This window comes from Colwellia sp. PAMC 20917 (genome assembly GCF_001767295.1).
Lineage (GTDB): Bacteria > Pseudomonadota > Gammaproteobacteria > Enterobacterales > Alteromonadaceae > Colwellia_A.
Genome location: NZ_CP014944.1, coordinates 3082743 through 3107071, shown reverse-complemented (window position 1 = coordinate 3107071; position 24329 = coordinate 3082743). Strand labels below are relative to the sequence as shown.

The window sequence follows — 24329 nt, the reverse complement described above, 5'->3', positions numbered from 1 at the left end:
ATTTCTGTGTTTAAAGATAGTCAACTTTTGCATATTTACATGCTTTGATTAACGTTAAACAGTTATTTTCTAAATTTTATTTTGCAACGTAATAGCCATTAATATTCACTACGTTGCATTCTGCGCATTGATCTTTCCATGCGACTATCTTCTTGTGACATTTTTAGTAGCACTTCTTCTATAAAAGCGAGGTGACGGTGACTTGCCCCCCAAGCTTTTTGTGGCTGACCACTAATAATTGCGTCTAACAAGCGTTTTCTAAATTCAGCCATTTGCGCAAATATATCTGGGCGCTTAGCTAAGACAGTAAGATTTTGCTCAATATTATCAATCAACAAACTCGACATACTTCGCGCTAAGTGCAAAGTGACCGCATTGTGTGACGCCGCACATATAGCAAGATAAAAGTCGAATATAGCCTCAGCCTCTAAACGTAAATCATTTTCTAACTGGGCATTGCCAATACCGTCATGCTTTTTCTGTATTTCAGCAAAATCATTTTCCGTGCCTCGCATCGCCGCATAATATGATGACATCCCTTCAATACCATGACGAAACTCTAAGAGATCAAATTGCGACTCTTTACTTTTCGACATTAACTCAAATAACGGATCAGACAAGCCTGATAAAATTTGGTCACTAACAAATGTGCCACCACCTTGGCGACGATTTACTAAGCCTTTAGCTTCTAACTTTTGAATAGCTTCGCGTAATGAGGGTCGAGAAACATCAAATTGTTTTGCTAACTCTCGTTCAGGTGGTAATTTTTCACCTGCTTGCAAGCTACCTTCAAGAATCAAGGCCTCTAATTGTCGTAAAATTACATCCGACAATTTTGCTTGCTTAACTGGCTTTTGGATACCTGACAATGTCATAACTAACAGCTTAACCTATAGTTTTATTGGCCTAGAGTTAGATATAACTAAAAAGTGATTAAACTTTCTTTGTAAATCTTCTAAAAACCAAGAGGTAAATTGGTCTTACCAATCAAAAAAGTGGTGTAAAAATACCAAAAAAAACACATTTTGTAAAGAGAAGATAGAACAGCTAGGCTGATTTTCCAAGTACTATTTTAGAGCTCTAACTCCAAACAACTGTTTGAATAGCTAGCACAACAACTCAAATAAAAGCCTTGTATCGAACAATATTAAACCAAAAAAAATGGTCATTAAGCTAAATTATTTTATCTGGTTATTGTCATTTTTATACGCATTGTGATTCGATAACAGATCAAAAAAACATCATAAAAATTATTGAACAGCCCGCTATAAATTACGCTTAACTCTTATAAAAGGGCTAGATGTTAAATAAAATAGCCCTTTACAAAGGTGAGTTTCCATTAATTAAAAGTCAATTTATGCGACACAAAGCAATAATGAATTATAGGACTATTTTTTAATTTATCGCTTTATCTGACCAATCTAAACGAATATCCCACCCTTCTACTCGATGCTCTGGCTCTAATGGTGCAACTGATTCATCGATTGTTTTATGAACGTTAATTGCAGGCGTAATATTGACATCGCGGCCATGAATAAAACTCTGCGTTCTGACAATTTGGGTATAGGCTTTATTCATCGCATAAGCACGTTGCTTGGACGGGGTAATTAAGGCATAAACGTCCGCTTGCTTTACTTTTTCCTTATTAACAGAGCCATCTTTGTTATACCACTTGCTGTGCATTTCCGTGTTTTCTCGAAACTCATTACCGCCACCATTAATTTGCAGATATTGTAAAATCTCCCCCTCTTGCTGTCCTTTCGATGGTGCATCTTTCATGCCTTTTAAATTAATATAGCCCCAACCTGCTCGTCCAGTTACTTTTCTTGGAAAAGCAAACGTTTGATCAATAGTGGTACCTATAGCGGAGTGACAACCCATGCAGTAGAAAGTTTCTTCATAAGACTGAGGTCGTAACTCACCATTATAATCTTCTATGTAGCCTTGAATAAGCCAGCCAAATTTATTATTAAAACCACGGTCTTTAACACGGATGTAACTGGGTAATTGTTCATCAAGTTTCTCTTTTCGCTCTCGCCGATAAGCACTATCTATTGCCGAGTCATTTAATAATTGCGTTTTTGTCATATAACGCAACTCTTTCATTCGTTGCGGAATAGTGGTTTCACCCTTTTGATCAATCCCAACATAACGAACTGAATGCATAATTTCGGTGTTAACCGGGTATTGTTGACGAGGCACCTTAATCTGCTTGGCATCGCCAACAAAGTATTCTTGAGCTAGCAATAATTCAACTTGTCCGGTTAATTGACCATCTATATTTAAGTCGCTATTAAGCGTTACTTCATCGGCTGGGAAAATATCTATTTGTGGTAAAGCCTTAATACTCATTTCAACTAGCGAAAGATTAATTAAATAGACATCTTCATTATATTCGCCATTAAGTTGCCTAAACTCTGCTGATAAGCGAATTAATACATCATCTGTGGCGCCATTCGTTGGCCAAAAGGTTCCCGGAAAGGGCTTGTAATTAAACGCCACCCAACCTGTGCCATCTTTAGCAATACCTTTATCATTAAAGGCTTCACCGGCTAAATTATAGTTTTTCAAATCGGGAATAAAACCTTGCCAGTCATTATCTTTTAATGTCGTCGACAATTGACTGTAGTTATCTTGATCTATGTATTGTGCTATTTGTTCATCAGATATTTTTGCTATCCAGGGTTCGCGGTTAACAAATAAGTTTTTCCAGCTATTACTCTCACCTTCATCCGAAAAGTTGTAAAGCCCCTGATTAACCCCGTCATTACGTAAATTATTACGGTAACTATCAGTTTCAGTATGGCTGTAGGTTTGATGGCAGGTGTAACAGGGATTGTTACTCCCTGCAGTTTTGGTGTAACACTGCGATGGAATAGGTGCTTCTTCATTAATGCTGCCATTAGCTGTCGGCGTGATTATTTCACTCATGTCTACTTCGGGTAATAAGCCCTGAGTCATTTTTTCACTTTTTGATAAACTCGAAAAACCAATAAAGGAAATCGTCACTAGTAAACTAAATATTAACACGTAATTTTTCATAAGCTTTAATAGCCCCTCATTTATATATTCAGTAAATTATACAAGGCTTTTATTACAGTTATTTGAAGCGAACTTTCATATTTTCTTAACAATAAAGTCAAAAAGAAGTCACCTAATTGTCACACCCCGATATTACTTTAATAGCGTTTTTACACATAACTCTAGGAAGATAAAATGCTGAATCTAAAAAAAAGAAAAATAGCGACACTCATAGCAGTGATTCTCGGTTCGTCAATGTTAACAGCGTGTGGTGGTGATGACGGTAAAAATGGGACAAATGGTTCTAATGGCGTTATTGGATTAGATGGTAGCAATGGCAATGATGGTGTCAACGGTACTAATGGAACTGATGGTACTGATGGCGCTAACGGGAGTGATGGGGCTAATGGGCAAAACCTGACAGCTGCAGCAAAACTAACCCGCTTAGCAACCGTGCCAGTAGGGGCAGAAATTACGGGTATGTTTTTAACGGATAACGATGAACTTTTCTTTAATGTACAACACCCTTCAGATCTGTCAGGTAACGAAACGCCAGCAAAAGTTGGCGTAGTAACCGGATTTGACTGGAGTACGCTTGACCCTATGACTGAGAGTTTATCGGTTCCAACAACCGATACAGAAAAAATGGCAGTACGGGTTGTTGCCGGAACTTACCAAGTTTTGGGGCAAGCAGGTGATACCTTAAATAACCAATTACCTCATGGTTTAGGCGCGATTGCTAGTGCTGATCAAGCAACTAAGATTAAGCAATCTCAAGATCCTGATTTTAATGCCTTCGTCCCAACCTCTGCCAGTGGTGACACAGGTTTTTTATTCACCGCATGGGAAGATCGCCCTGGGGCAATGAGCCGTATAGAACTAACTAAAGAAGACAGTGGCACTTGGACAATAGGTGATGCGATTAACGTTGATTTTTCAGCGGTATTAGGCACAATCATTAATTGTTTTGGTACGCTATCACCATGGAATACCCCTTTAACATCAGAAGAAAACTACGAAGCTGAAAATACCGAGCAATGGAATAACACCGCTTACTTAGATGGCTATCCTAGCTACCCAGATGTTAAAAACTTACAAACCTATTTAGCAAGTTCAACATTACCCAACCCTTATGATTACGGCTATATAGTTGAAATTACAGACCCAACGTCAACGAGCCCAACGCCAGTAAAGCATTTTACCTTAGGTCGTGTTGCCCATGAAAATTCGGTGGTAATGCCCGATTGGAAAACAGTTTACACCACAGATGATGGTTCCAATAAAGCCTTTTATAAATTTGTTGCTACCAATGCTGGTGATTTAAGTGCTGGCACTTTATATGCTGCTAAATTAACGCAAGACGCAACAAGTGCGCCAGCAAAAGCCGGCTTTGATATTCAGTGGATTGAGTTAGGGAGCAGTAATAATACCGAAATAAAAACTTGGATAAATTCATACAATGGTATTACGGAAGCTGATTACCTTGAAGGTGAAACCAGCTATATCACACAAACAGAAATAGATGATTGGGCAACCAATGGAACTGGCGACGACCGCTACGCCTTTTTAGAAACATTACGTGCAGCTAAAGCCAAAGGCGCAACCACTGAATTTCGTAAGATGGAAGGTGTCGTCATTAATTATGATGGTGTTGCCAGTGGTGCCGTACCTTATATGTATGTTGCTATGTCTTCAGTTGGAAAAGGTATGGTTGATAATGAAGGTGATATTCAGCTTGATTCATCAGCTTACTGTGGCGCGGTATATCGCTTTGGTGTCCAAACAGATTTCAACGTTAACCGCATGGAACCAGTCGTTGTCGGTGGCGCTTATAATTCAGACGGCGATGCCAATGGCAACAAATGCGATGTTAATGGTATATCCAACCCTGATAATTTAGCGGTGATGGACGATGGTCGTGTCTTAATTGGTGAAGACACCAGTAAGCATGTTAACAACGCCCTTTGGATTTATAACCCTAAAGGTGAGTAACCTTTAAAAATTCAGCGTTAATATTGATATAGCCCAGCATGTCTGGGCTTTTTTTCACATAAAAAACGATACAAATATAAGTCTATTTGCCGCTCGCTAGCAATCGCTAGAGGTTGCTTTAATTTCAGCATTAACAAATGACTTAGCAATACAAAAAACTCACTAAATATTAACTCAACCATAGCAAGTAAATGCTAAGTAAATGCCATGGCAACTTAGCGTAAACAGCAGTATTTTTAAGCGATCACACATATTATACCGTATATTTTATATCTTATTTGGCCAGGAAATACATTCTATGGTGGTATTGTACTATAGCGACATTTATAATTAGGCAAATCAGAATTAAACAAACAAATTCTATTGTAACTATCGCTATATAGCACCAAGCTGCTATGTAGTCATTTTGAGGAAGAGTATATGCTTTTTAATGGTTCGTTTAGCACAGACTGCCCAATTCGTCAGAAAATCCGTGAATTTTATCGTATTGATGAAAATATAGCAGTAGATCATATTCTACCTGTGGCAGAAGTTAATGTTAGTGCTAGAAGTAGAGCTTGGGAAAGAGCTCGCAAAATGGTTTTACAAATTCGTGAAGACCAATCTGGGAATGGCGCAATTGATTCCCTATTAAAAGAGTACTCACTCTCAAGTGAAGAAGGTGTGGTATTGATGTGTCTGGCTGAAGCCTTATTACGTGTGCCAGACAAACATACTCAAGATGCCTTAATTCGTGACAAAATTTCTCAAGGCCAGTGGAGCAGTCATTTAGGCAGCAGTGATTCACTGTTTGTTAATGCTTCATCATGGGGCTTATTAATTACCGGCACTATGGTTAATTATGCCGATAAACGCAAAAAAGACAGCTTTGGTTTATTGAAAAAAGTCATTGGTCGCTTAGGCGAGCCAGTTATTCGTAAGTCAATGAACTACGCCATGAAAATAATGGGTAAGCAGTTTGTGATGGGCGAAACTATTCAAGCGGCAACAGCGCGTGCTGCCACTAAAGAACAACAAGGTTATGTCTATTCCTACGATATGCTCGGTGAAGGTGCTCGCACCATGGCGGATGCAGATCGTTACTTTAAATCTTATCAAGTTGCAATTGATGCCATCGGCGCTGTTGCTCGCGCCTCGGGTAAAAATGATCCTCGCCGAGTGCCCGGTATATCGGTTAAGCTTTCAGCCATTCATCCTCGCTACGAATTTACCCACAAAGCCCGCGTTATGGCCGAAATTGTGCCAAAACTTAAAGCGCTTTGCTTACAAGCAAAAAGTTATAACATTGGTTTAACCGTTGATGCCGAAGAATCTGAACGCTTAGATATATCACTTGATATTATTGAAGCGGTTTTTAGTGATAACGAGTTAGGCGATTGGACAGGTTTTGGTATGGCTTTACAAGCTTATCAAAAACGTGCACTTTTTGTCGTCGATTGGTTACGTGACTTAACCCTACGTGCTAACCGAAAAATGATGATCCGTTTGGTTAAAGGTGCTTATTGGGATACTGAAATTAAGAATGCTCAAAAAGATGGTCTTCAGCATTTTCCTGTTTTCACGCGTAAGTCTTCTACCGATGTTTCTTACCACGCCTGTGCCAATAAATTACTGGAATACAGAGATAGCATCTATCCACAGTTTGCTACGCATAATGCTTACACCGCGGCAACCATTGTTGAGCTAGCTGGCGATGATAAAGAAGGTTTTGAGTTCCAATGTTTACATGGCATGGGCGATTCTTTGTATGACCAAATTGTCTCAAGTGAAAATATTCAATGTCGAATTTACGCACCTGTTGGTCATCATGAAGAGCTATTAGCTTACTTAGTCCGTCGTTTATTAGAAAACGGCGCTAACTCTTCTTTTGTTAATGCTATCGTTGATGAGTCTCAGCCAGTCGAATCTTTATTGGGCGATCCCGTTGAAAAGACCCAGCGCTTAAAAGATAAATATAACCAGCAAATAGTTAAACCTATCGCCTTGTATCATGATGCGAAAGGTCTGGGCCGTGATAATTCTAAAGGGCTAGACTTAACCGATATTAATGCTATAGCGCCGTTAAAATTGTCATTAGATAACTGGTTTACCGATCATCACATCAATGAAAATGATGTACCTGCAGGCTCGGTAGCGGTTAAAAACCCCGCCAACCATAGTGAAGTCATAGGTTTCCATCAACACCACACTAAAGATGACATGCTGGCAATGATCGACACCGCACAAGCAACATTTGCTTCGTGGTCGAAAACACCGGTATCTGAACGTGCCGATTTGTTATGTCGCGTTGCCGATATTCTTGAACGCCATATGGACGAACTTATCGCCTTATGTATTAAAGAAGCGGGTAAAATTGCGCAAGATGGTATTGATGAAGTCAGAGAAGCCGTCGATTTTTGTCGTTATTATGCTAACCAAGCGATTGAACTCGAAGAAGATGAACGCTTAGAAGCTCGTGGTGTAGTACTGTGTATCAGCCCATGGAATTTCCCATTAGCGATATTTTTAGGGCAAGTTGCTGCGGCAATCGCTACCGGTAATACCGTATTAGCAAAACCTGCTGAACAAACGAGTTTAATTGCCTTGCGCACCATTGAACTGATGGAGTCGGTTGGACTACCTGAAGGTGTTGTGCAAGCGGTTATTGCTCGCGGCAGCGAAGTGGGCAGTGTTATTGTGCCAGACAGTCGTATTCAAACCGTTATGTTTACAGGTTCCACTGAAACAGGGACAATAATTTCACAAACCTTGGCTGATAGAGGTGGCGATCAAGTCCCTTTCATCGCTGAAACCGGTGGACAAAATTGTATGATAGTTGACTCAACTGCCTTGCCTGAGCAAGTTGTTGACGATGTTATTTCTTCAGGATTTCAATCGGCAGGTCAGCGCTGTTCTGCGCTTCGTGTATTATTTTTACAAGAAGACATCGCTGATAATGTCATTACTATGCTTAAGGGTGCCTTAGCAGAATTACATGTCGGTAACCCAGAATATTTAAGCACAGATATCGGCCCAGTAATTGATGAAAAAGCCCTCAGCGCGCTCAATGCACACAGTGACTATATGCAAACCCATGGTCAATTATTATATCAGTGTGAAATATCAGCTGAAGTGGCAGGTAACGAGCATTTCTTTTTTGCGCCTCGTCTTTATGAAATTAAAGATATTAGCGTCCTTAAAAAAGAAGTCTTTGGCCCTTGTGTGCACATTGTACGTTTTAAAGGCAATGAAATAGAAGCGGTTATCGATAAAATTAATGGTACAGGTTTTGGTTTAACTATGGGTATTCATACGCGTATTGAACACCGTGCCTTTGATTTAGCTAAGTTGTCACGCGCGGGGAATGTTTATATTAACCGTAATATGATTGGCGCCATTGTTGGTGTCCAACCTTTTGGTGGCCGTGGTCTTTCAGGTACAGGACCAAAAGCAGGTGGACCCAATTACTTAACACGTTTAGTTATTGAAAAAGCTACGCCAGATGCCGAACAATTTAACTTACTACCTTCACAGGTAGAAGCATTAGACGGTGATGCAGAATCAGATAAAGCCTCAACTTTGTTTATGGACAAGGCAAATGCAGCAGAAAAAGGCTGGCGCTTAACAGAGTTAAATACCCGTCTTTCTTGTGTTCGTCAGCTGTTAGCCAAAATTGCGCATATTGATATTGTTGATGATTTAGCCGACGATTTAAATCTGACCTTAAAAGGCGCTCGTTCACAATTGATTGATATTGAAAAGCGTTTGAAAAAGCCAACATTCTTACCAGGACCAACAGGTGAGTCTAATGTGTTGTATTTGGAAAACCGCGGTAATATTATCTGTTTTGCCGATGCGACAGTGAGCTTTCACTTCTGGGTACTATCTATTGTAACGGCGTTGGCTACCGGTAATACCGTTGTGAGTGTTGTTTCTGATTTGTATTATGATGAAGCCATCGCCTTTAGAGACAAGTTCCTCTCTACGGGTGCCGATGAAGGTGTTTTTCAGGTTGCACGTTTACGCCACTTATCAACGATGTTAGCGCACCCTGCCTTGTCAGGTGTTGTGGTCGACAGCCATTGTGATCGTAAGCACTTTATCAGTGAAAAATTAGCTGAACGTCAAGGGGCGATATTGCCAGTGATCAGTTCAGAATATTTCGATAATTTGATCCAGCGTCTATTAACCGAGAAAACGATTAGTATTGATACGACGGCATCAGGTGGTAATACATCGCTGATGACCTTAGTTGAAGAAGATTAACAACTGATTGCCTAAAAAGTATGACCCGTTATGGGTCATTACTTACAAATCAAACGAAAAAGGGCATCATAAGATGCCCTTTTTATTGATATTTTTTTATATAGCTGTCATCAACGTTGTTTATATTGCGTTGGGCAGTATCCTCTCGATACGTCAGGACTTCTTAATTTTACATGCTTGGTTGAGCGTCCACTTACTCTTTCTCGCCATAATCTAAAGCTTCTAGGTTTTAAGTGACTACGCATAAACTTAATAACATCAGGCTCTTGCAAACTAAACTGATGTTCTATTGCTTCAAATGGTGTTCTATCTTCCCAAGCCATTTCTATAATTCTTGACTCTTCATCCATAGAAAATTGCATAAAAGGATCCTAAAGGTAATAAATAAACATAACCGTTATACGCGCCACTGATAAATAAAGACCATTAGCGCCTAACTTTTATCCATTAACTGAAGGTCTGCCTATCTAGCCAGCGCTAACTCATGAGCCTATAAATTATCTAGATTATTCAATAACTGTGTTGCGTGCTCTCTAATTTCAATTTTTTTCGCAGGCTCCATTTTATCCCAGTTACGAATAGGGAAACTCATTCTATGATTGCCAGCAAACTTATCATAATTTTGATCAATAAAATTCCAATACAAACTGTTTAATGGGCAGGCATTGGCGCCCACTTTTTCTTTAACGTTGTAATGGCAACCTTTGCAATAATCACTCATTTTATTGACATAATTACCACTAGCCGCATAAGGTTTTGTCGCTATCCAACCACCGTCAGCAAAAAGTGCCATGCTGCGGGTATTCGGTAATTCTACCCATTCAATCGCGTCAATGTAGATACCTAAATACCAATCATCGACTTGGCTAGGCGTTATACCCGCCAGTAAAGCAAAGTTGCCGGTGATCATCAATCGTTGAATATGGTGAGCATAGGCATGTTTGAGTGATTGCGAGATTGCACTTCTTAAGCACTGCATTTTAGTATTAGCGTTCCAGAAGAAAGCGGGTAAATCACGCTTTGCCTCTAAAAAATTCTGCTCGGCATAATTAGGCATATTAGCCCAATACATACCTCTAACATATTCGCGCCAGCCTAATATTTGTCTAACAAAACCTTCGATTTGCGCTAAGGTTATTTTACCTGCTGATGCTTGATAGGCAGCCAAAGCCGTTTCAATGACCTCAAGCGGATTAAGCATTTTACAGTTCAATGAAAAACTCAGCCGCGAGTGGTACAAACTCCAAGCATAAGGTGAGGCTACAGTCATCGCATCTTGAAAATTACCAAAGTTTTCTAACTGATGTTCGCAAAAGAACGTTAATAATTCTAGCGATTGTTGGCGATTAATAGGATAAGCAACATGCTCAGATTCACGCCCTATCGTGTCAATCTTATGATGTTTTATCCGTTGTAAATAATCACTTGCTGGGTTGTCAAAGACCAGTGGTTTAGGGATAAATTTAAGATCGGTTTTTTTAAAAGATTGACGATTATTCGCATCAAAATTCCAAGCATCACCTTCAGGCTTGGCGCCATTCATTAAAATAGCAAAGCGCTTGCGCATAAAACGATAAAAATTTTCCATTCTTACGTGGGTAGCGGCTTTAAAATGATCAGCGAGTTCATCAAAGGGTAATAAAAAGTGTTCACTGTCGACTTCATAGACAGGTACCGATAATTGAGCTGACATCTCGCTTAATTGCGCGCGCAATCGATATTCATCAGGACGCATAAAACTAAAGTCTTCACTGGCATAAGTGGTCACTAATGTGGCGATCAAAGCAGGTAAATCTTGATATTTTGCTGTTTCATCTAAGGTTAAATAGCAAACCTGATGCCCTTTACTCTCCAGAGTTTGAGCAAAATTATCCATAGCAGCAAAAAACGCTGTTATCTTCTGACTGTGGTGCTTAGTATAATTAGCTTCTTGATAAAGCTCTGCGATGACATAAACAACATCGCTATCGACCCGTTCAAACCAGCTGTGCATAACATTAAGTTGATCGCCTAATATTAGCCTAAGATGTTTCGCCTTCATTAATTTACCTTACTTTACATTTAACTTTGAATTGATCTATACATAATTATTTTAGCTGATGCTGTCATTTTTACTTCGTCGGCAACGCTCAGAGCAATAGCGGACATCTTCCCAACACGCTTGCCATTTTTTACGCCAAAAGAAATTCTTTTTACAAGTCTGGCAATTTTTCTCGGGTAACGTTAATTTTTTATGCATGATAACTTAGTCACTTTCTGCAATTTTTAACTGTTGAGGTTTTTTAGCTTTGGATATTTTTTTATTACCTCTAACATGTTTAGCTACAATACGTTGCCCTTCTTTTTTGGTGGTAAATCGTTGACGAAAGCCCCACAGTAAATCGCGAGCGATCTTGCCTGTTTCGTTGATATCAACCATAGGAGATGGATAATCATCACCTAATTGGCATTGATAAAGCTGTTGTTCCATGGGTGACAATAACCAGGGTGTATGAATAACTTCATTGGGTAACTCAACTAATTCAGGTAACCATTTTCTCAGGAATTCACCATGACTATCTTTCTCTAATGATTGCTTAACCGGGTTATAAACCCTTATGATATTAGTACCAGTAACACCAGACTGCATTTGAAATTGTGGGTAATGAATGCCAGGTTCAAAATCAAGAAATAATTGTGCTAAATGGGTAACGCCTAATCGCCAATCCACCAGTAAATGATGGCATAAAAAACTCACTAGCATCGCCCGCATACGAAAATTTATATAGCCAGTTTGCTCTAAACAACGCATACAAGCGTCAACTAATGGATAACCTGTTTGCGCAGTTTTCCATTTATCTAGTCGTTCTTCAACACTCAGTCCACAATGAATATCTGGATACATTAAGTCATTATAGGCTTTATTCACGGGTCGCCATTGCATTTGATGTTCACTTTCAAATTTTTGAATAAAGTGACAATGCCAATGTAGCCGAGAAGCCAGCGCGTCTATTGGTCGTTTCCAACCCCGCTCTGATCTTGTTATCAAAATAGTTTGATAGAACTCTCTTAAACTTATATTGCCCCAGGCTAGATAAGGTGACAACCGAGAGCAACTTTTACGACTTGCTTGCGGTTTAGAGATATCAAAATGATACCCCTTACCACGACCCTTTAAGAAGGATTGCAGGGTTCTTTGCGCCCAAAGCTCACCACCTTTAAGCATAAAGTCATCCGTTATTGACCATGATATTGGAAAACTGCAGAAAAATAGCTTATCTATTAATGTGCAACTCGCTAGAACATCATCCGACAGTTTGGCTTGTTCCAGCGGGGCTTTCATCACTTGGTGCCAGTGTTTGTCCCAATCAATTCTATTTTTTTTGCCACGACTTACTGCACCAAATTGACTCTCATTCCAAACTATATCTTGTGCTTGGCACCACTGTTGTACCGATTTATCTCTCTCAAAGGTCGATAGTAAACCCACTTCTTCGTGGCTAAACAACCCGCTTATTTTAAAGACGTTATTGATTTCAATTAAGCCCGCTATTGCATCACCAAAATACAAATATACCCGTGAATTAAAAGCGGCTAGCTGACTATTCATATCAGCAATAGATTGCCAAACAAAACGCCAATGCCGCTCATCATAATGAGGATCATTTATAAGTAGCGGTTCAAAGACGTAGTAAAGCAAGGTTTGACCCGATTTAATCGCTTGCACTAAAGGTTGATGATCACTGAGCCGTAAATCACGTTTCAGCCAAACAACATTTACCGCAGTATTCATCGGTGTTTCTTCAATAAGTGTCTTAGTCATTTAGCGGTTGCACCGGCCAATCAGAAGCGTCGACAGAATCAAGTGGCTTACTCGAGTAATCATCTCGAGTAAGCCACTTAGCCTGATAAACTCCATCAGGGTCATACAGTGCTGTTTGCTTTTCAATATTGAAATGTCTGCCACCTCTAGGGTCAACGCCGACACCCGCAATATACTGCCAATTACCCCAATTAACTCCAGCATCATAATCCATTAGCTGCTCTTCAAACCAAGCCGCGCCAAATCGCCAATCAACACTGAGTTCGTTAACCAAACAACTGGCTACAATTTGACGGGCTCGATTACTTATATAACCTGTGGTCATTAATTCATTCATACAGGCATTAACAAGCGGATAAGGAGTTTGACCTAAGCACCATTTATTAAAACGCTCAGGATAAAATGAAGTTAAGGGTGGATGTTCAGCCAAACCTTTAAATTGGTAGGTTTTTACACCGACTTTAAAATGTAACCACTGGAAGTATTCGCGCCATAATAATTCTAAATATAGACATTGTGTTGAACTATTTTCCCCTTGCTGCTCTTCAAAATCAGTAATGGAGCGGTTTACTTGCCGTGCAGAGATACAGCCATAATTTAACCAAGCCGATAACTTACTGCTATTATTCCAGCCGTCTAAATTATTTCTAACCTGTTTATAATCAGCCGGTAAAGCCGATGAAAAATAACGACTAAGTTGTTTTAAACCGGCAGTTTCACCACCCTCAAAATTATAACCACACTTTGCCCTTTGATAAGGTGTGTTAGGTAACCACGATGGCCTAAAAATTGTTGGTGAAGGCATATTAACAAACATACTGGGCAAAGATTGAGTGCTGGGTGCAACATCAGCGATGCTAATATCAGCCATCACCTTTCTAAACTTAGAATAACTTATCGGGAGTTGCTCAAGTTCAAAGGGTAAAATGTGATGTGGGAATAACGTAAATTGATCGACCTGATGAATATCCGCTTCGGGCAAACGCCGACCGAGCTCATCAATTAAACTGTTTTCATATGTGCCAGGAAGACGTGTGGTAATAACATCGGTAATATCATATTTTTCACAGAGCGCGGTTAAACTCGACAATGTGTCTCCGTAAACAATGTAAAGTTGTTGATCTAATGCTAATAAACTTTGATTAAAATCACTCAAACACCCCTGTAAGAAGTGCCAGCGTTTATCACCCAAAGGTTTAGATTGATAGTTCTTTGGCTCGAACCACTTTTTATCAACGACATAAACACAAAGTAATTGTTCGCTTTGGCTGGCTAAGTTAAGTGCAATGTTGTCATTGAGACGAAGATCGTTAGTCACCCAGTATAAGGAACGTTTCATAGATATAATTCGAAGATTCAAAAAAACTATATACGAATTAGCTTAGCGATTAGATCAACATCGTTAAGTTATTATATGCGGGTGTAACTCGATGTAGTCAGGCAGTTAATCGGCCACTAATTGATAAAAGCAGGGTTTACAGAAAATCATAGTTGAGTCGGTTAGCTGAGGCTAACACTGAATAGGTAATAATGACGAGTGTATTTAAGTGATAAAAAAAAACCTCTGCATTACTGCAGAGGTCATTTAATCAATTAATCATCTTGAACAGGTTCATCCCAAGAAAGATGATGTTCACTTAAGACGACCAAGTTTTCACTATTGATCAATCGTTGTGAAGCGCTATACCCAAGGATATTTTGCACCGTTTCGTCTGGACGACTAGCAATAATGGCTGTTTCATCCGATGAGAAGTTACACAAACCACGTGCTATTTCTTCACCTTTTTCGTCGTAGACGTGAAGCACATCTGCGCGCTCGAAGTTGCCATGTATTGAAACAACATCGTGACAGGTAAATCCTTCGTCACCGCCAAATAATGCATCAGCAACTTCTTGTTTTATCACTAAACTACCGGCCATTTGTAAACGGTCAGTTAGCCAGATATTCCATGCTGATGAAGGTGATGAGTGAGCAATACACTTAGTGTGTCTGCGATCACCGTGCAATATTCCGGTAACAGGCGCTTCCATCGTCCCTCTCGAAATAATGGTTGTACAACCAGCATTTTGCGCCATATTGGCCGCTTGTAGTTTAGTTAGCATGCCACCGGTACCTAAAGAGCTGGTGCCGCTTGCCGCTTCCATATAACTACTAACATCTTCGATAGAGTCGACAAAAACTGCGCCTTCTTCTGAAGGGTCTCGGTCATACACGCCATCGATACAGGTAAGAATAAACAAATACTCTGCGCCAATCATTTGAGCGACTTTAGCAGCAAGTCTGTCATTATCTCCGACGCGAATTTCTTCTGTAGTCACCGTATCATTTTCGTTGACGATAGGCATTACGCCTTGTTTTATCAGGCGATGAACGGTATTTTTAATATTGAGAAAGCGACGTCTATTTTCTAAATCATCTAAGGTAACTAAAACCTGTGCTATATCAAAACCATACTCAAGTGCAATTTGCTTGTAGGCATGCATTAAGATGGGTTGTCCACAAGCGGCAGCCGCTTGCTTATCTTGCACACTAGCATTTTCAATAGTGCAACCAACCGTATTTAGACCTAATGCGACTGAACCAGAAGAGGTCAGTACAACTTCGTAGCCTTGCTCGCGTAACAAAGAGATGTCACTTAACAGACCATGCATGAAAGCAAAACTAGGTGTTAAATTTTTAACATTTGCTAAGAGACTCGAACCCACTTTAATAACGATACGTGGCTTGCTTCGAGAAGATTTATCAGTTTTTTGTTGTTCAAATGAGGGCAAAATTACTCCGTGCTCTGATTAATTAAAATAAATAGTAGCGTTGAATCATTCACAAAATTGATTCAACAAATTGCAGCTATTTTCGTGATATTTTATTGTCGTATTAGAATTATTGCTTATTACTGATAACATAAATTTATCTGCGGTTGACCGCGTTAAAAGTAATAGATAAAAAATTGCTGAAACGTTGGTAAAAACGTTAGAATTTGACGGCAATCGACAAATGAGTGCGGATATCATATACTAAAAAAGATAATTTTTCAATTGAACTTAAAATCAACGTTTTGAAAAATATATTGTCGGATTTTAAAAAGTTCGTACTGAACACCTGCAAAACGATCTGCATTTCATTCAATGTAAGCTAAAAAACAACAGGAGTTTCATGTCATTACTTATGATTGGTTGTGGTAAAATGGGCGGTTCTTTATTGACTCGTTGGGCAACCTCTACAAATCACACCATCACTATTATTAATCCCTCATTAGTTAAAGCACCGCAGAATGTTATCGTCAAACAAGCCATTGAAGAGCTAGCTGATCAACGTTTCGACATTATCGTTATTGCGATTAAACCACAGCTTATTGAAAAAATATTACCAAGCTATCGTCGTCATCTTGCTGATTCGGGTTGCATTATTTCTATCGCTGCTGGCTACTCGGTTTCTTCAATAGAGCAACTGATTGGCGAACAAGCTATTGTTCGCGTTATGCCAAATCTACCCGCAAAAATTGGTAGAGGCGTTAGCGGACTTTTCGCAAACTCTCGTTGTAGTGCGGCTCAAATTAAAAACGCTGTAGCGTTAACCAATGCTGTTGGTTATACACACTTAACAACCAGCGAAGACGAGCTAGACCGAGTAACAGCAGTCGCTGGAAGTGGTCCTGGTTATGCCTTTGAACTAGCACGTTGTTGGATAGAGTCGGCAATTAAACTCGGCTTTTCGCCGCAAACTGCAAGAGAGTTGGTATTGAATACACTCAGTGGTTCGATGGAGTTGGCCTTAACGAGTAAAGATGATGCCGAGACTTTGCGAAACTCAGTAACCAGTAAAAATGGTACAACAGCGGCAGGATTAAGTGCGCTTATGCAAGATGAACAGTTAGCGTCTCTATTTGACTCAACAGTTTTATCGGCTTATCAACGTGCGGTAGCCTTGCGCTAACTTTAGCCCAGTCAGCAATGACGCACTCAAACATTTTTGATGAAAACCCTAAATTCTTTAAACTGAACTTTTATTATTGCTTTTGATATTAATATCAGCGATAAAAATAAAAGTTAATATCATTCAAGTAAAAAAGTTGATCAAACAGTTTAGCGTTAAATGAACAAGTAAAAGGATAAAAATTAATGTCAAATACCTCTAAGAATACTGATATAGAAACAATGATCACCACGCTTGGTAAGCAAGCAAAAGCCGCGGCCAAAGTACTTGCCTGTGCAACGACAGAACAAAAAAACAAAGCATTAACTATTGCCGCAAATGCGCTTCGTGAAAATATGGACGCACTGCTAAAAGCAAACGCACTCGATGTTTTAAGCGTTAAAAAAGCCGGCAAAGCCGATTCTTTTGTAGACCGATTAGAGCTTAACCCTGAAAGAGTTGAAGGTATGGCTGTCGCGCTAGAAGACATTGCCAAGCTAGCCGATCCTGTCGGTCGAGTATTAGCCGAATTTGACCGTCCAAATGGTCTTAAAATAACCCGTGTAGCAACACCTATTGGTGTTATTGGGATGATTTATGAATCACGTCCTAATGTTGGCGCAGATGCTGGCGCGTTATGTCTTAAGTCAGGTAATACGGTCATTTTACGTGGCGGCTCTGAAAGCTTAAATTCGACACGTATTATTGTTGAGTGTATGGCAACGGGGCTACGTGCGGCTGGCTTACCGGCTAACTGTATACAACTGGTTGACACCGATGACCGCTCTGCCGTTGCTGCTTTACTGCGCTGTGCAGATTATGTTGATTTAGTTATTCCTCGTGGTGGCCGAGGTTTAGTCGAGCTAGTCAGAAACGAAGCTCAAGTACCAACCTTGTTACACTTAGATGGCAATAACCATATTTATGTTGATAAAGACGCGGACTTGACCAAAGCACTCAGTATTATTAAAAATGCCAAGTTACGCAGAACCGGTGTTTGTGGTGCAACTGAAAGTTTAGTGTTAGACCAAGCAATAGCAAAAGAATTTTTACCACAACTCGTAGACACCTTAGCGGGTTGTGAAATTCGTGGCGATGTTGCGGCTCAAGCCTGCGATCCCCGTATTAATGTTGCAACTGATGCCGATTGGGATACTGAATACCTTGATGCGATTTTATCGGTTAAAGTAGTATCTGGATTAGATGAAGCGCTTGATTTTATTGAAGAGCATTCTTCTAAACATACCGATGCTATTATCACTGAAAATGCGGAAATCGCGGAAACGTTTATGCGTTCTGTCGATTCTGCCGTGGTGATGCATAACGCCTCAACTCAGTTTGCTGATGGTGGTGAGTTTGGCATGGGCGCTGAAATTGGTATTGCGACCGGTAAAGTACATGCACGTGGACCCGTTGGTTTAGAGCAGCTGACCATTTTTAAATACCGTGTTGCGGGTCAAGGGCAAACTCGTCCTTAAACGCTTTTTCATTAAAAATGCTACCACGCATAAAAGTGCCAAACTTTTAGCTAAAGCTATACCTAGTTAACACTTTTTTGTTAACGATAATAGTGCCTCTAACCCAGTGTTAGGGGCTAGCTATTTATATTAAGCTCAGACCTTCTTCACGTAAATCCCTCATACATTTATCAAACGATTAAAACGTTAAAAGCTACCGTTAGTTTAGGCGATGGATTAGTCTCACTTTCGTAAACCTTATCAATGCGCTATAGATTTAAATGCTTGGTAAAACAGTATTTAAACCTTTCGTTTACAAATGTAGTTGGCTGAGAAATTCTAGCTATGTTATAGTTGCAACCCTTAGGACTAGGTATAGAATAGTCTATACTTGCCCGTCATTTATAAAGCCTTACCCTAAACCTATGATTTCATTATTAAAAAACGTAAACCTTTATAACCCTACTCCTATGGGTATTAAAGATGTGCTGATTGCCGGTGGAAAAATCGCTGATATTTTTGATGTATCCGATAATGCCGACCATAATATCCCTGATAACTGGCCGGTAGAAGTTATCGATTTTAATGGCGCATACCTAGTACCAGGTTTTATCGACAGTCATGCTCATATTACCGGTGGTGGTGGTGAAGCAGGTTTTTCAACACAAGTTCCCCCAGTTTCTCTTTCAGAATTTACCCAAGTGGGTGTGACAACCGTTGTTGGACTTTTAGGTACAGATGACACCACACGAAGTATTGCCAACCTGATAAGCAAAGTTTACGGACTCCGTGAAGAAGGCATGTCGGCATATTGTTGGACCGGTGGTTATCATTATCCGTTAACAACGTTAATTGGTAGCGCAAAAGCAGATATTACTTTTTTAGAGCCGGTTATTGGTATTGGTGAGTTTGCTATTAGTGATCATCGTTCAAGCCAACCAACTTTTGAAGAAGTGATTAAACTAGCAAGTGAAGCACATGTTGCGGGTTTATTGACAGGCAAAGCCGGTATTATTCATTTTCATCTCGGTGATGGTGAACGGCGTCTTGAATTAATAGAGCGAGCGATTAGTGAGACAGAAATTCCTGCCCGTGTCTTTAATCCGACGCACGTTAATCGAAATAAGCCATTATTTGAAGACAGTTGCAAATTATTAGCGCATGGCTGTTATATCGATATTACCGCTTTCCCTGAAGGCACAGCAGAGCCTGGTTTAGAGGCATGCGATGCCATAGAGATAGCCGTACAAAGAGGTTTACCCTTGGACAAAATAACCGTCAGTTCAGACGGTGGTGGTTGTTTACCTTGTTTTGATCAACAAGGCGAATTACAACACATGGACTTTGGCCGAGCCAGTACATTACTGGAAACATTACAAGCAACATTAAGAAAGAATATTGCGCTTGAAAGTATTTTACCGATGTTTACTAGCAACGTAGCTACGTTGTTACGTTTACACAGTAAAGGAAAAATAGTACGTAATAACGATGCCGATATGCTCGTACTTAACAACAAATTTGAAATTACTGACGTGATGATAAAAGGTCGTTGGCATAAACGTGACAACACAACAGTAGTAAGTGGAACTTTTGAGTAGAGGTAGGTATGTGTCCAGCAAAAATTGCTGATGGTCAGCAAAGGGGATTTATAATTCCAATCGGGGGGCAGAAGAGCGTGTTGATGACCCAATAATTCTACAACGTTTTGTAGAGTTATGTGGCGATGAAAATGCCAATATAGTGATTATTCCAACCGCGTCACAGCTTGCTGAGACTGGGCCAAATTATGAAGTTATTTTTCGTAATCTCAATGTCAAAAATGCGATATCTTTACCGATAAATAGCAGAGAAGACGCTGAGCGCGAAGATTATTTAGTCGCACTTGAAAACGCAACAGGTATTTTTATTACCGGTGGTAATCAATTACGCTTGTCAACTATATTAGGCGGTACTTCGGTTGCACAGAGTATAAGAAAATTAAATTCTGAAGGTGTGCATGTTGCAGGAACATCTGCAGGTGCAGCTATTATGCCTGAGCATATGATTGCAGGTGGCTCTACGGGTGCATTACCTAATGAGCAAGGTGTAACTTTTGCTCCTGGCTTAGGTTTGATAAGTAAAGTACTTTTAGATCAACATTTCAGTCAACGTAATCGTTTAGGACGTCTACTTTCTGCTGTTTCATATAATCCTTTTGCTTCAGGATTAGGAATTTGTGAAAATACCGCGGCCTTTATTGCGCCAGACGGGTTACTAGAAGTAGTTGGACATGGAAGTATTACGGTAGTTGACCCTTCTGATTTGCAGCACAGTTCAATGGCTGAAGCTCGTACAGGAGACTCTATCACCTTGATAGGGTTAAAACTTCATATGCTTAGCCACGGTGATACTTATTGTTTAAATACTCGAGTCGCATCACCTAAAGCCGTTTAGTCTTTTTAGATACCAATAAGCTGAGCTAAGATTTGCCCATAAATAAACACATTATTTATGGGCAAATCTATTTAAAAGGCTCACAAACGCCGCTTCTTTTTCATTGAACCCGAATAAAAAAACACTTTTCTACGACACTATTCACCATAACTTTTTGGCTGACTTTCCTTACGCATTTAATCATTAGCAAGTTTAGAAAAAAATTGTCTTGTCTATTAGTAAAACCATGGTATCTTTTTGGTATACCATTATTTTTTTATGGCAATTTTTTACTTCTATTCGATCTTATAAAGATCTTAAGTGTAATGCGTTGAAACTTCTCGGTTTGTAACTCAACATATGCACATAAATAGAACCTGTGCACATATTCAGTTCAATATCACCGTGATTTATTCCTCCCAATAATTGTCATATTATATTTTGTTGCACCCTTTTTTCGACAAAAGGTTCAACTTGTAGGTACACATAATAATAATTCTAATCACCTGATTTTTGGACATATAATGAAAATATTAACAAGTAATGTTTATGTTGGCCCTAATGTTTACGCCCATTTCCCTGTTATTCGACACGCTGTTGATGTTGGCATATTAGAGCAATACCCTTCGGTAAAATTAGGTAAAGAATTCATTGATGGCTTAATTGAAGCCTTACCCGGTTTAAAAGAGCATGGCTGTTCATACGGCGAATCTGGCGGTTTTATTAGGCGCTTGCAAGAAGATGAAGGTACTTGGATAGCTCACATATGGGAACATGCAACCTTAGAACTGCAATGCATGGCCGGTACTGAAGTTACTTTTGGCAAAACCAGAGGCAATGGCGAAGTTGGTCAATATGATATGGTCTTTCAGTACAAACAACGAGATGTTGGATTAGCTGCTGCTGAACTTGCCAGAAACCTGCTTATCTCAGTGATGCCAGTAAATATTCAAGCACAACTACAAACAAAATTAGAAGCCGATTTCGATTTTGCTGAAGAGCTATCAAACTTTATTCGTTATGCACAGCGCAAAGAATTTGGTCCCAGCACTCAATCTTTAATAACGGCAGCCGAAGAACGTCATATCCCATGGCTACGTTTAAATCAGTACAGCTTAGTACAATTTGGTCATGGTAAATACCAACAGCGCATTCAAGCGACCATTACTAGCCAAACGAATCATATTGCTGTTGAAATATCTTGTGATAAAGAAGACACCCACAATTTATTAAATGATCTCGGTTTACCTGTGCCTAGACAACAAATGGTTTATTCTGCCAAAGATGCCATAAGAGCAGCAAAACGTATTGGCTTACCGGTTGTACTTAAACCCTTAAATGCTAACCATGGCCGTGGCGTCTCTATCGATTTAACCACTGACGAGCAAATTAATACTGCATTTGATTTTGCCCGCGAACAAGGCACCAGTAGAGCTGTTTTAGTTGAGTCATTTTTAACCGGTTTAGATCATCGAATGCTTGTTGTTAATGGCGAACTTGTTGCTGTCGCAAAACGCGTACCGGGTCATGTTGTTGGTGACAATAAACACACCATTACGCAATTAATCGATATTGTAAATGAAGACCCGCGTCGGGGTGTTGGCCATGAAAAAGTGCTTACTCAACTCGAAATGGACTCACAAGCAACCCGTTTAGTTGAAGAAGCTGGCTATAGCGTAGATACCGTATTACCTGAAGGCGAAATTTTCTATTTACGTTCAACCGCTAATTTATCAACGGGCGGCACAGCGATAGATATGACTGATGTAGTTCACCCTGACAATAAAGTGATGGCTGAACGAGCGATAAAAGCCGTTGGTCTTGACGTTGGCGGTGTTGATTTTTTGACCTCTGACATTACTCAATCATATAAAGATATCGGCGGCGGTATCGTTGAAGTCAATGCCGCGCCAGGTTTTCGTATGCATGTTGCACCCAGCCATGGCAAACCTCGGGATGTTGCTGGCAAAGTTATTGATATGCTATTTCCACCTAATACACCCACTTGTATCCCTATTGCCGGCATTACAGGTACTAACGGTAAAACAACAACCTCACGAATGCTTTCGCACATTTTAAAAACAGCAGGGCATGTGGTGGGGATGACATCAACTGATGGTGTTTATGTTGATGGTCTTTTATCGGTAAAAGGCGATATGACCGGCCCCGTTGCATCACAAATTGTCTTAAGAGATCCTTCGGTTGATATTGCTGTTCTTGAAACTGCCCGTGGTGGCATCGTTCGCTCAGGTTTAGGTTATAGAGAAAGTAATGTTGCCGCCTGCATTAATGTTCAACCCGATCATTTAGGCTTAAAAGGTGTTGATACCCTAGAACAACTTGCTGAAATTAAACGTATTGTCGTTGAAGTAGCCAAAGACGCGGTCATACTTAATGCCGACGACCCACTTTGTTTAAAAATGGCCGACCATACTCAAGCAAAACATTTATGTTATGTGACTATGAATTCAGGACATGGTTTAGTCAGAGAGCACATTCGCGCGGGTGGGCGTGCCGTGGTGCTTGAAAAAGGTATCAATGGTGAAATGATCACCATCTTTGATAACGGTGCGCATATCCCATTACTTTGGACACATTTAATTCCTGCAACACTTGAAGGTAAAGCCACTCATAACGTACAAAATGCGATGTTTGCCGCTGCCCTCGCCTATTCTCTAGATAAACCACTTGATGCGATTCAGCAAGGATTAAGAACGTTCAACACCACCTTCTATCAAGCACCGGGGCGAATGAACGTCTTTGATGAACATCCTTTTAGAGTTATTTTAGATTATGCTCACAACGCCGATGGTGTTCGCCATATGAGCGAATTAGCGACTAAATTAGACGTTAATGGTAAGCGTATTGTGGTATTAGCCGCACCGGGTGATCGCCGCGATGAAGATATTGAAAACATCGCCAAAGCAGCCGCTGGACATTTTGATTTATATATCTGTCGCGCCGATGACAATCTTCGCGGACGTGGAAGTGATGAAGTGCCGCAAATGTTAGCTGCGACGTTAAAAGCACAAGGCATTAGCGAAGACAATATCTTGATGATACCTGACGAGGTCACTGCTACTGAAAAAGCCTTATCGATGGCAAATAAAGATGATTTAGTGATTGTATTTGGTGATGCGATTACCCGTTGTTGGAAGCAAATCATTAATTTTAACGGTAGTGAAGATAATTCAGCAGAAACAGTAACAAAACCCGTGCATACCGTTGTTTCGATGTTAAACACCGATGAACCTGATCCCTTTATACTAGAATCAGGCATGAAGTTAGTTAAGGATGATCGAGGTGTTCGCATTGTTTCAACCATAGAAGAAGAAAGTGATTAAAACCAAGTTAATGCAGTTATTTACCATTAACTGAAGATGAATAAGCTTAACCTCGCTAGGCGATGTGTTACCAACATAACCTAGCGGCATAAACTAGCGCAGCCTATTGTTAAACCAATAAAGCTGCGTATTAGTTTTTGAAA

General features: G+C 39.9%; 15 protein-coding genes. 7 read left to right on the top strand and 8 right to left on the bottom strand.

The annotated features are described in order from the left end of the window. Positions 1 to 98: 98 nt before the first annotated feature. On the bottom strand, positions 99 to 860 hold the full coding sequence (gene pdhR, locus A3Q34_RS13370; protein WP_157471132.1) for a pyruvate dehydrogenase complex transcriptional repressor PdhR: 762 nt from the start codon (positions 858 to 860) through the stop codon (positions 99 to 101). Positions 861 to 1395: 535 nt separating this feature from the next. Beyond that, on the bottom strand, positions 1396 to 3042 hold the full coding sequence (locus tag A3Q34_RS13365) for a hypothetical protein (protein ID WP_070375803.1): 1647 nt from the start codon (positions 3040 to 3042) through the stop codon (positions 1396 to 1398). Between the two features lie 174 nt (positions 3043 to 3216). Here A3Q34_RS13365 and A3Q34_RS13360 point away from each other — a divergent pair, with 174 nt between their 5' ends. Then, positions 3217 to 5013, top strand: coding sequence for a PhoX family protein (locus tag A3Q34_RS13360; RefSeq protein WP_070375802.1), 1797 nt, complete (start codon positions 3217 to 3219; stop codon positions 5011 to 5013). Positions 5014 to 5433: 420 nt separating this feature from the next. Further along, positions 5434 to 9258: a bifunctional proline dehydrogenase/L-glutamate gamma-semialdehyde dehydrogenase PutA gene (gene putA / locus A3Q34_RS13355; RefSeq protein ID WP_070375801.1), complete on the top strand. Its 3825-nt coding sequence runs from the start codon at positions 5434 to 5436 to the stop codon at positions 9256 to 9258. 110 nt (positions 9259 to 9368) lie between these two features. Here the strand turns inward: putA and A3Q34_RS13350 are convergent, their stop codons facing one another. The 6 genes from A3Q34_RS13350 to proB form a co-directional block, all read right to left on the bottom strand. Next, positions 9369 to 9620: a TIGR03643 family protein gene (locus tag A3Q34_RS13350; protein WP_070375800.1), complete on the bottom strand. Its 252-nt coding sequence runs from the start codon at positions 9618 to 9620 to the stop codon at positions 9369 to 9371. Positions 9621 to 9748: 128 nt separating this feature from the next. Beyond that, positions 9749 to 11299, bottom strand: coding sequence for a cryptochrome/photolyase family protein (locus A3Q34_RS13345; RefSeq protein WP_070375799.1), 1551 nt, complete (start codon positions 11297 to 11299; stop codon positions 9749 to 9751). A gap of 51 nt (positions 11300 to 11350) precedes the next feature. Further along, positions 11351 to 11497 carry a DUF2256 domain-containing protein gene (locus tag A3Q34_RS20095; protein ID WP_083278015.1) on the bottom strand — a complete coding sequence of 49 codons (147 nt, stop codon included), beginning with the start codon at positions 11495 to 11497 and terminating at the stop codon, positions 11351 to 11353. A 6-nt stretch (positions 11498 to 11503) separates the two neighbouring features. Beyond that, positions 11504 to 13060 (bottom strand): cryptochrome/deoxyribodipyrimidine photo-lyase family protein, encoded by a 1557-nt coding sequence (locus A3Q34_RS13340; RefSeq protein ID WP_231907359.1) that lies wholly within the window; start codon positions 13058 to 13060, stop codon positions 11504 to 11506. Beyond that, on the bottom strand, positions 13053 to 14399 hold the full coding sequence (locus tag A3Q34_RS13335) for a DASH family cryptochrome (RefSeq protein WP_070375798.1): 1347 nt from the start codon (positions 14397 to 14399) through the stop codon (positions 13053 to 13055). The genes A3Q34_RS13340 and A3Q34_RS13335 overlap by 8 nt, the downstream gene beginning before the upstream one ends. Positions 14400 to 14653: 254 nt before the next feature. Beyond that, positions 14654 to 15832 (bottom strand): glutamate 5-kinase, encoded by a 1179-nt coding sequence (proB, locus tag A3Q34_RS13330; RefSeq protein WP_070375797.1) that lies wholly within the window; start codon positions 15830 to 15832, stop codon positions 14654 to 14656. Positions 15833 to 16214: 382 nt separating this feature from the next. Here proB and proC point away from each other — a divergent pair, with 382 nt between their 5' ends. The 5 genes from proC to cphA all read left to right on the top strand — a co-directional run bounded on the left by proC (position 16215) and on the right by cphA (position 24186). Beyond that, complete coding sequence (gene proC / locus A3Q34_RS13325; protein ID WP_070375796.1) at positions 16215 to 16994, top strand: pyrroline-5-carboxylate reductase; 780 nt, start codon at positions 16215 to 16217, stop codon at positions 16992 to 16994. Between the two features lie 185 nt (positions 16995 to 17179). Beyond that, entirely contained in the window at positions 17180 to 18451 is a 1272-nt protein-coding gene (locus tag A3Q34_RS13320) for a glutamate-5-semialdehyde dehydrogenase (RefSeq protein ID WP_083278014.1), read from the top strand. A 404-nt stretch (positions 18452 to 18855) separates the two neighbouring features. Next, a complete protein-coding gene (iadA, locus tag A3Q34_RS13315; protein ID WP_070375795.1) occupies positions 18856 to 20028 on the top strand; it encodes a beta-aspartyl-peptidase in 1173 nt (390 codons plus the stop codon). Between the two features lie 46 nt (positions 20029 to 20074). Continuing rightward, the gene (locus A3Q34_RS13310) at positions 20075 to 20863 is read left to right on the top strand and encodes a cyanophycinase (RefSeq protein WP_157470990.1); all 789 of its coding nucleotides are present in this window, start codon (positions 20075 to 20077) and stop codon (positions 20861 to 20863) included. Between the two features lie 503 nt (positions 20864 to 21366). Continuing rightward, entirely contained in the window at positions 21367 to 24186 is a 2820-nt protein-coding gene (gene cphA, locus A3Q34_RS13305) for a cyanophycin synthetase (protein ID WP_070375794.1), read from the top strand. Positions 24187 to 24329 lie beyond the last annotated feature (143 nt).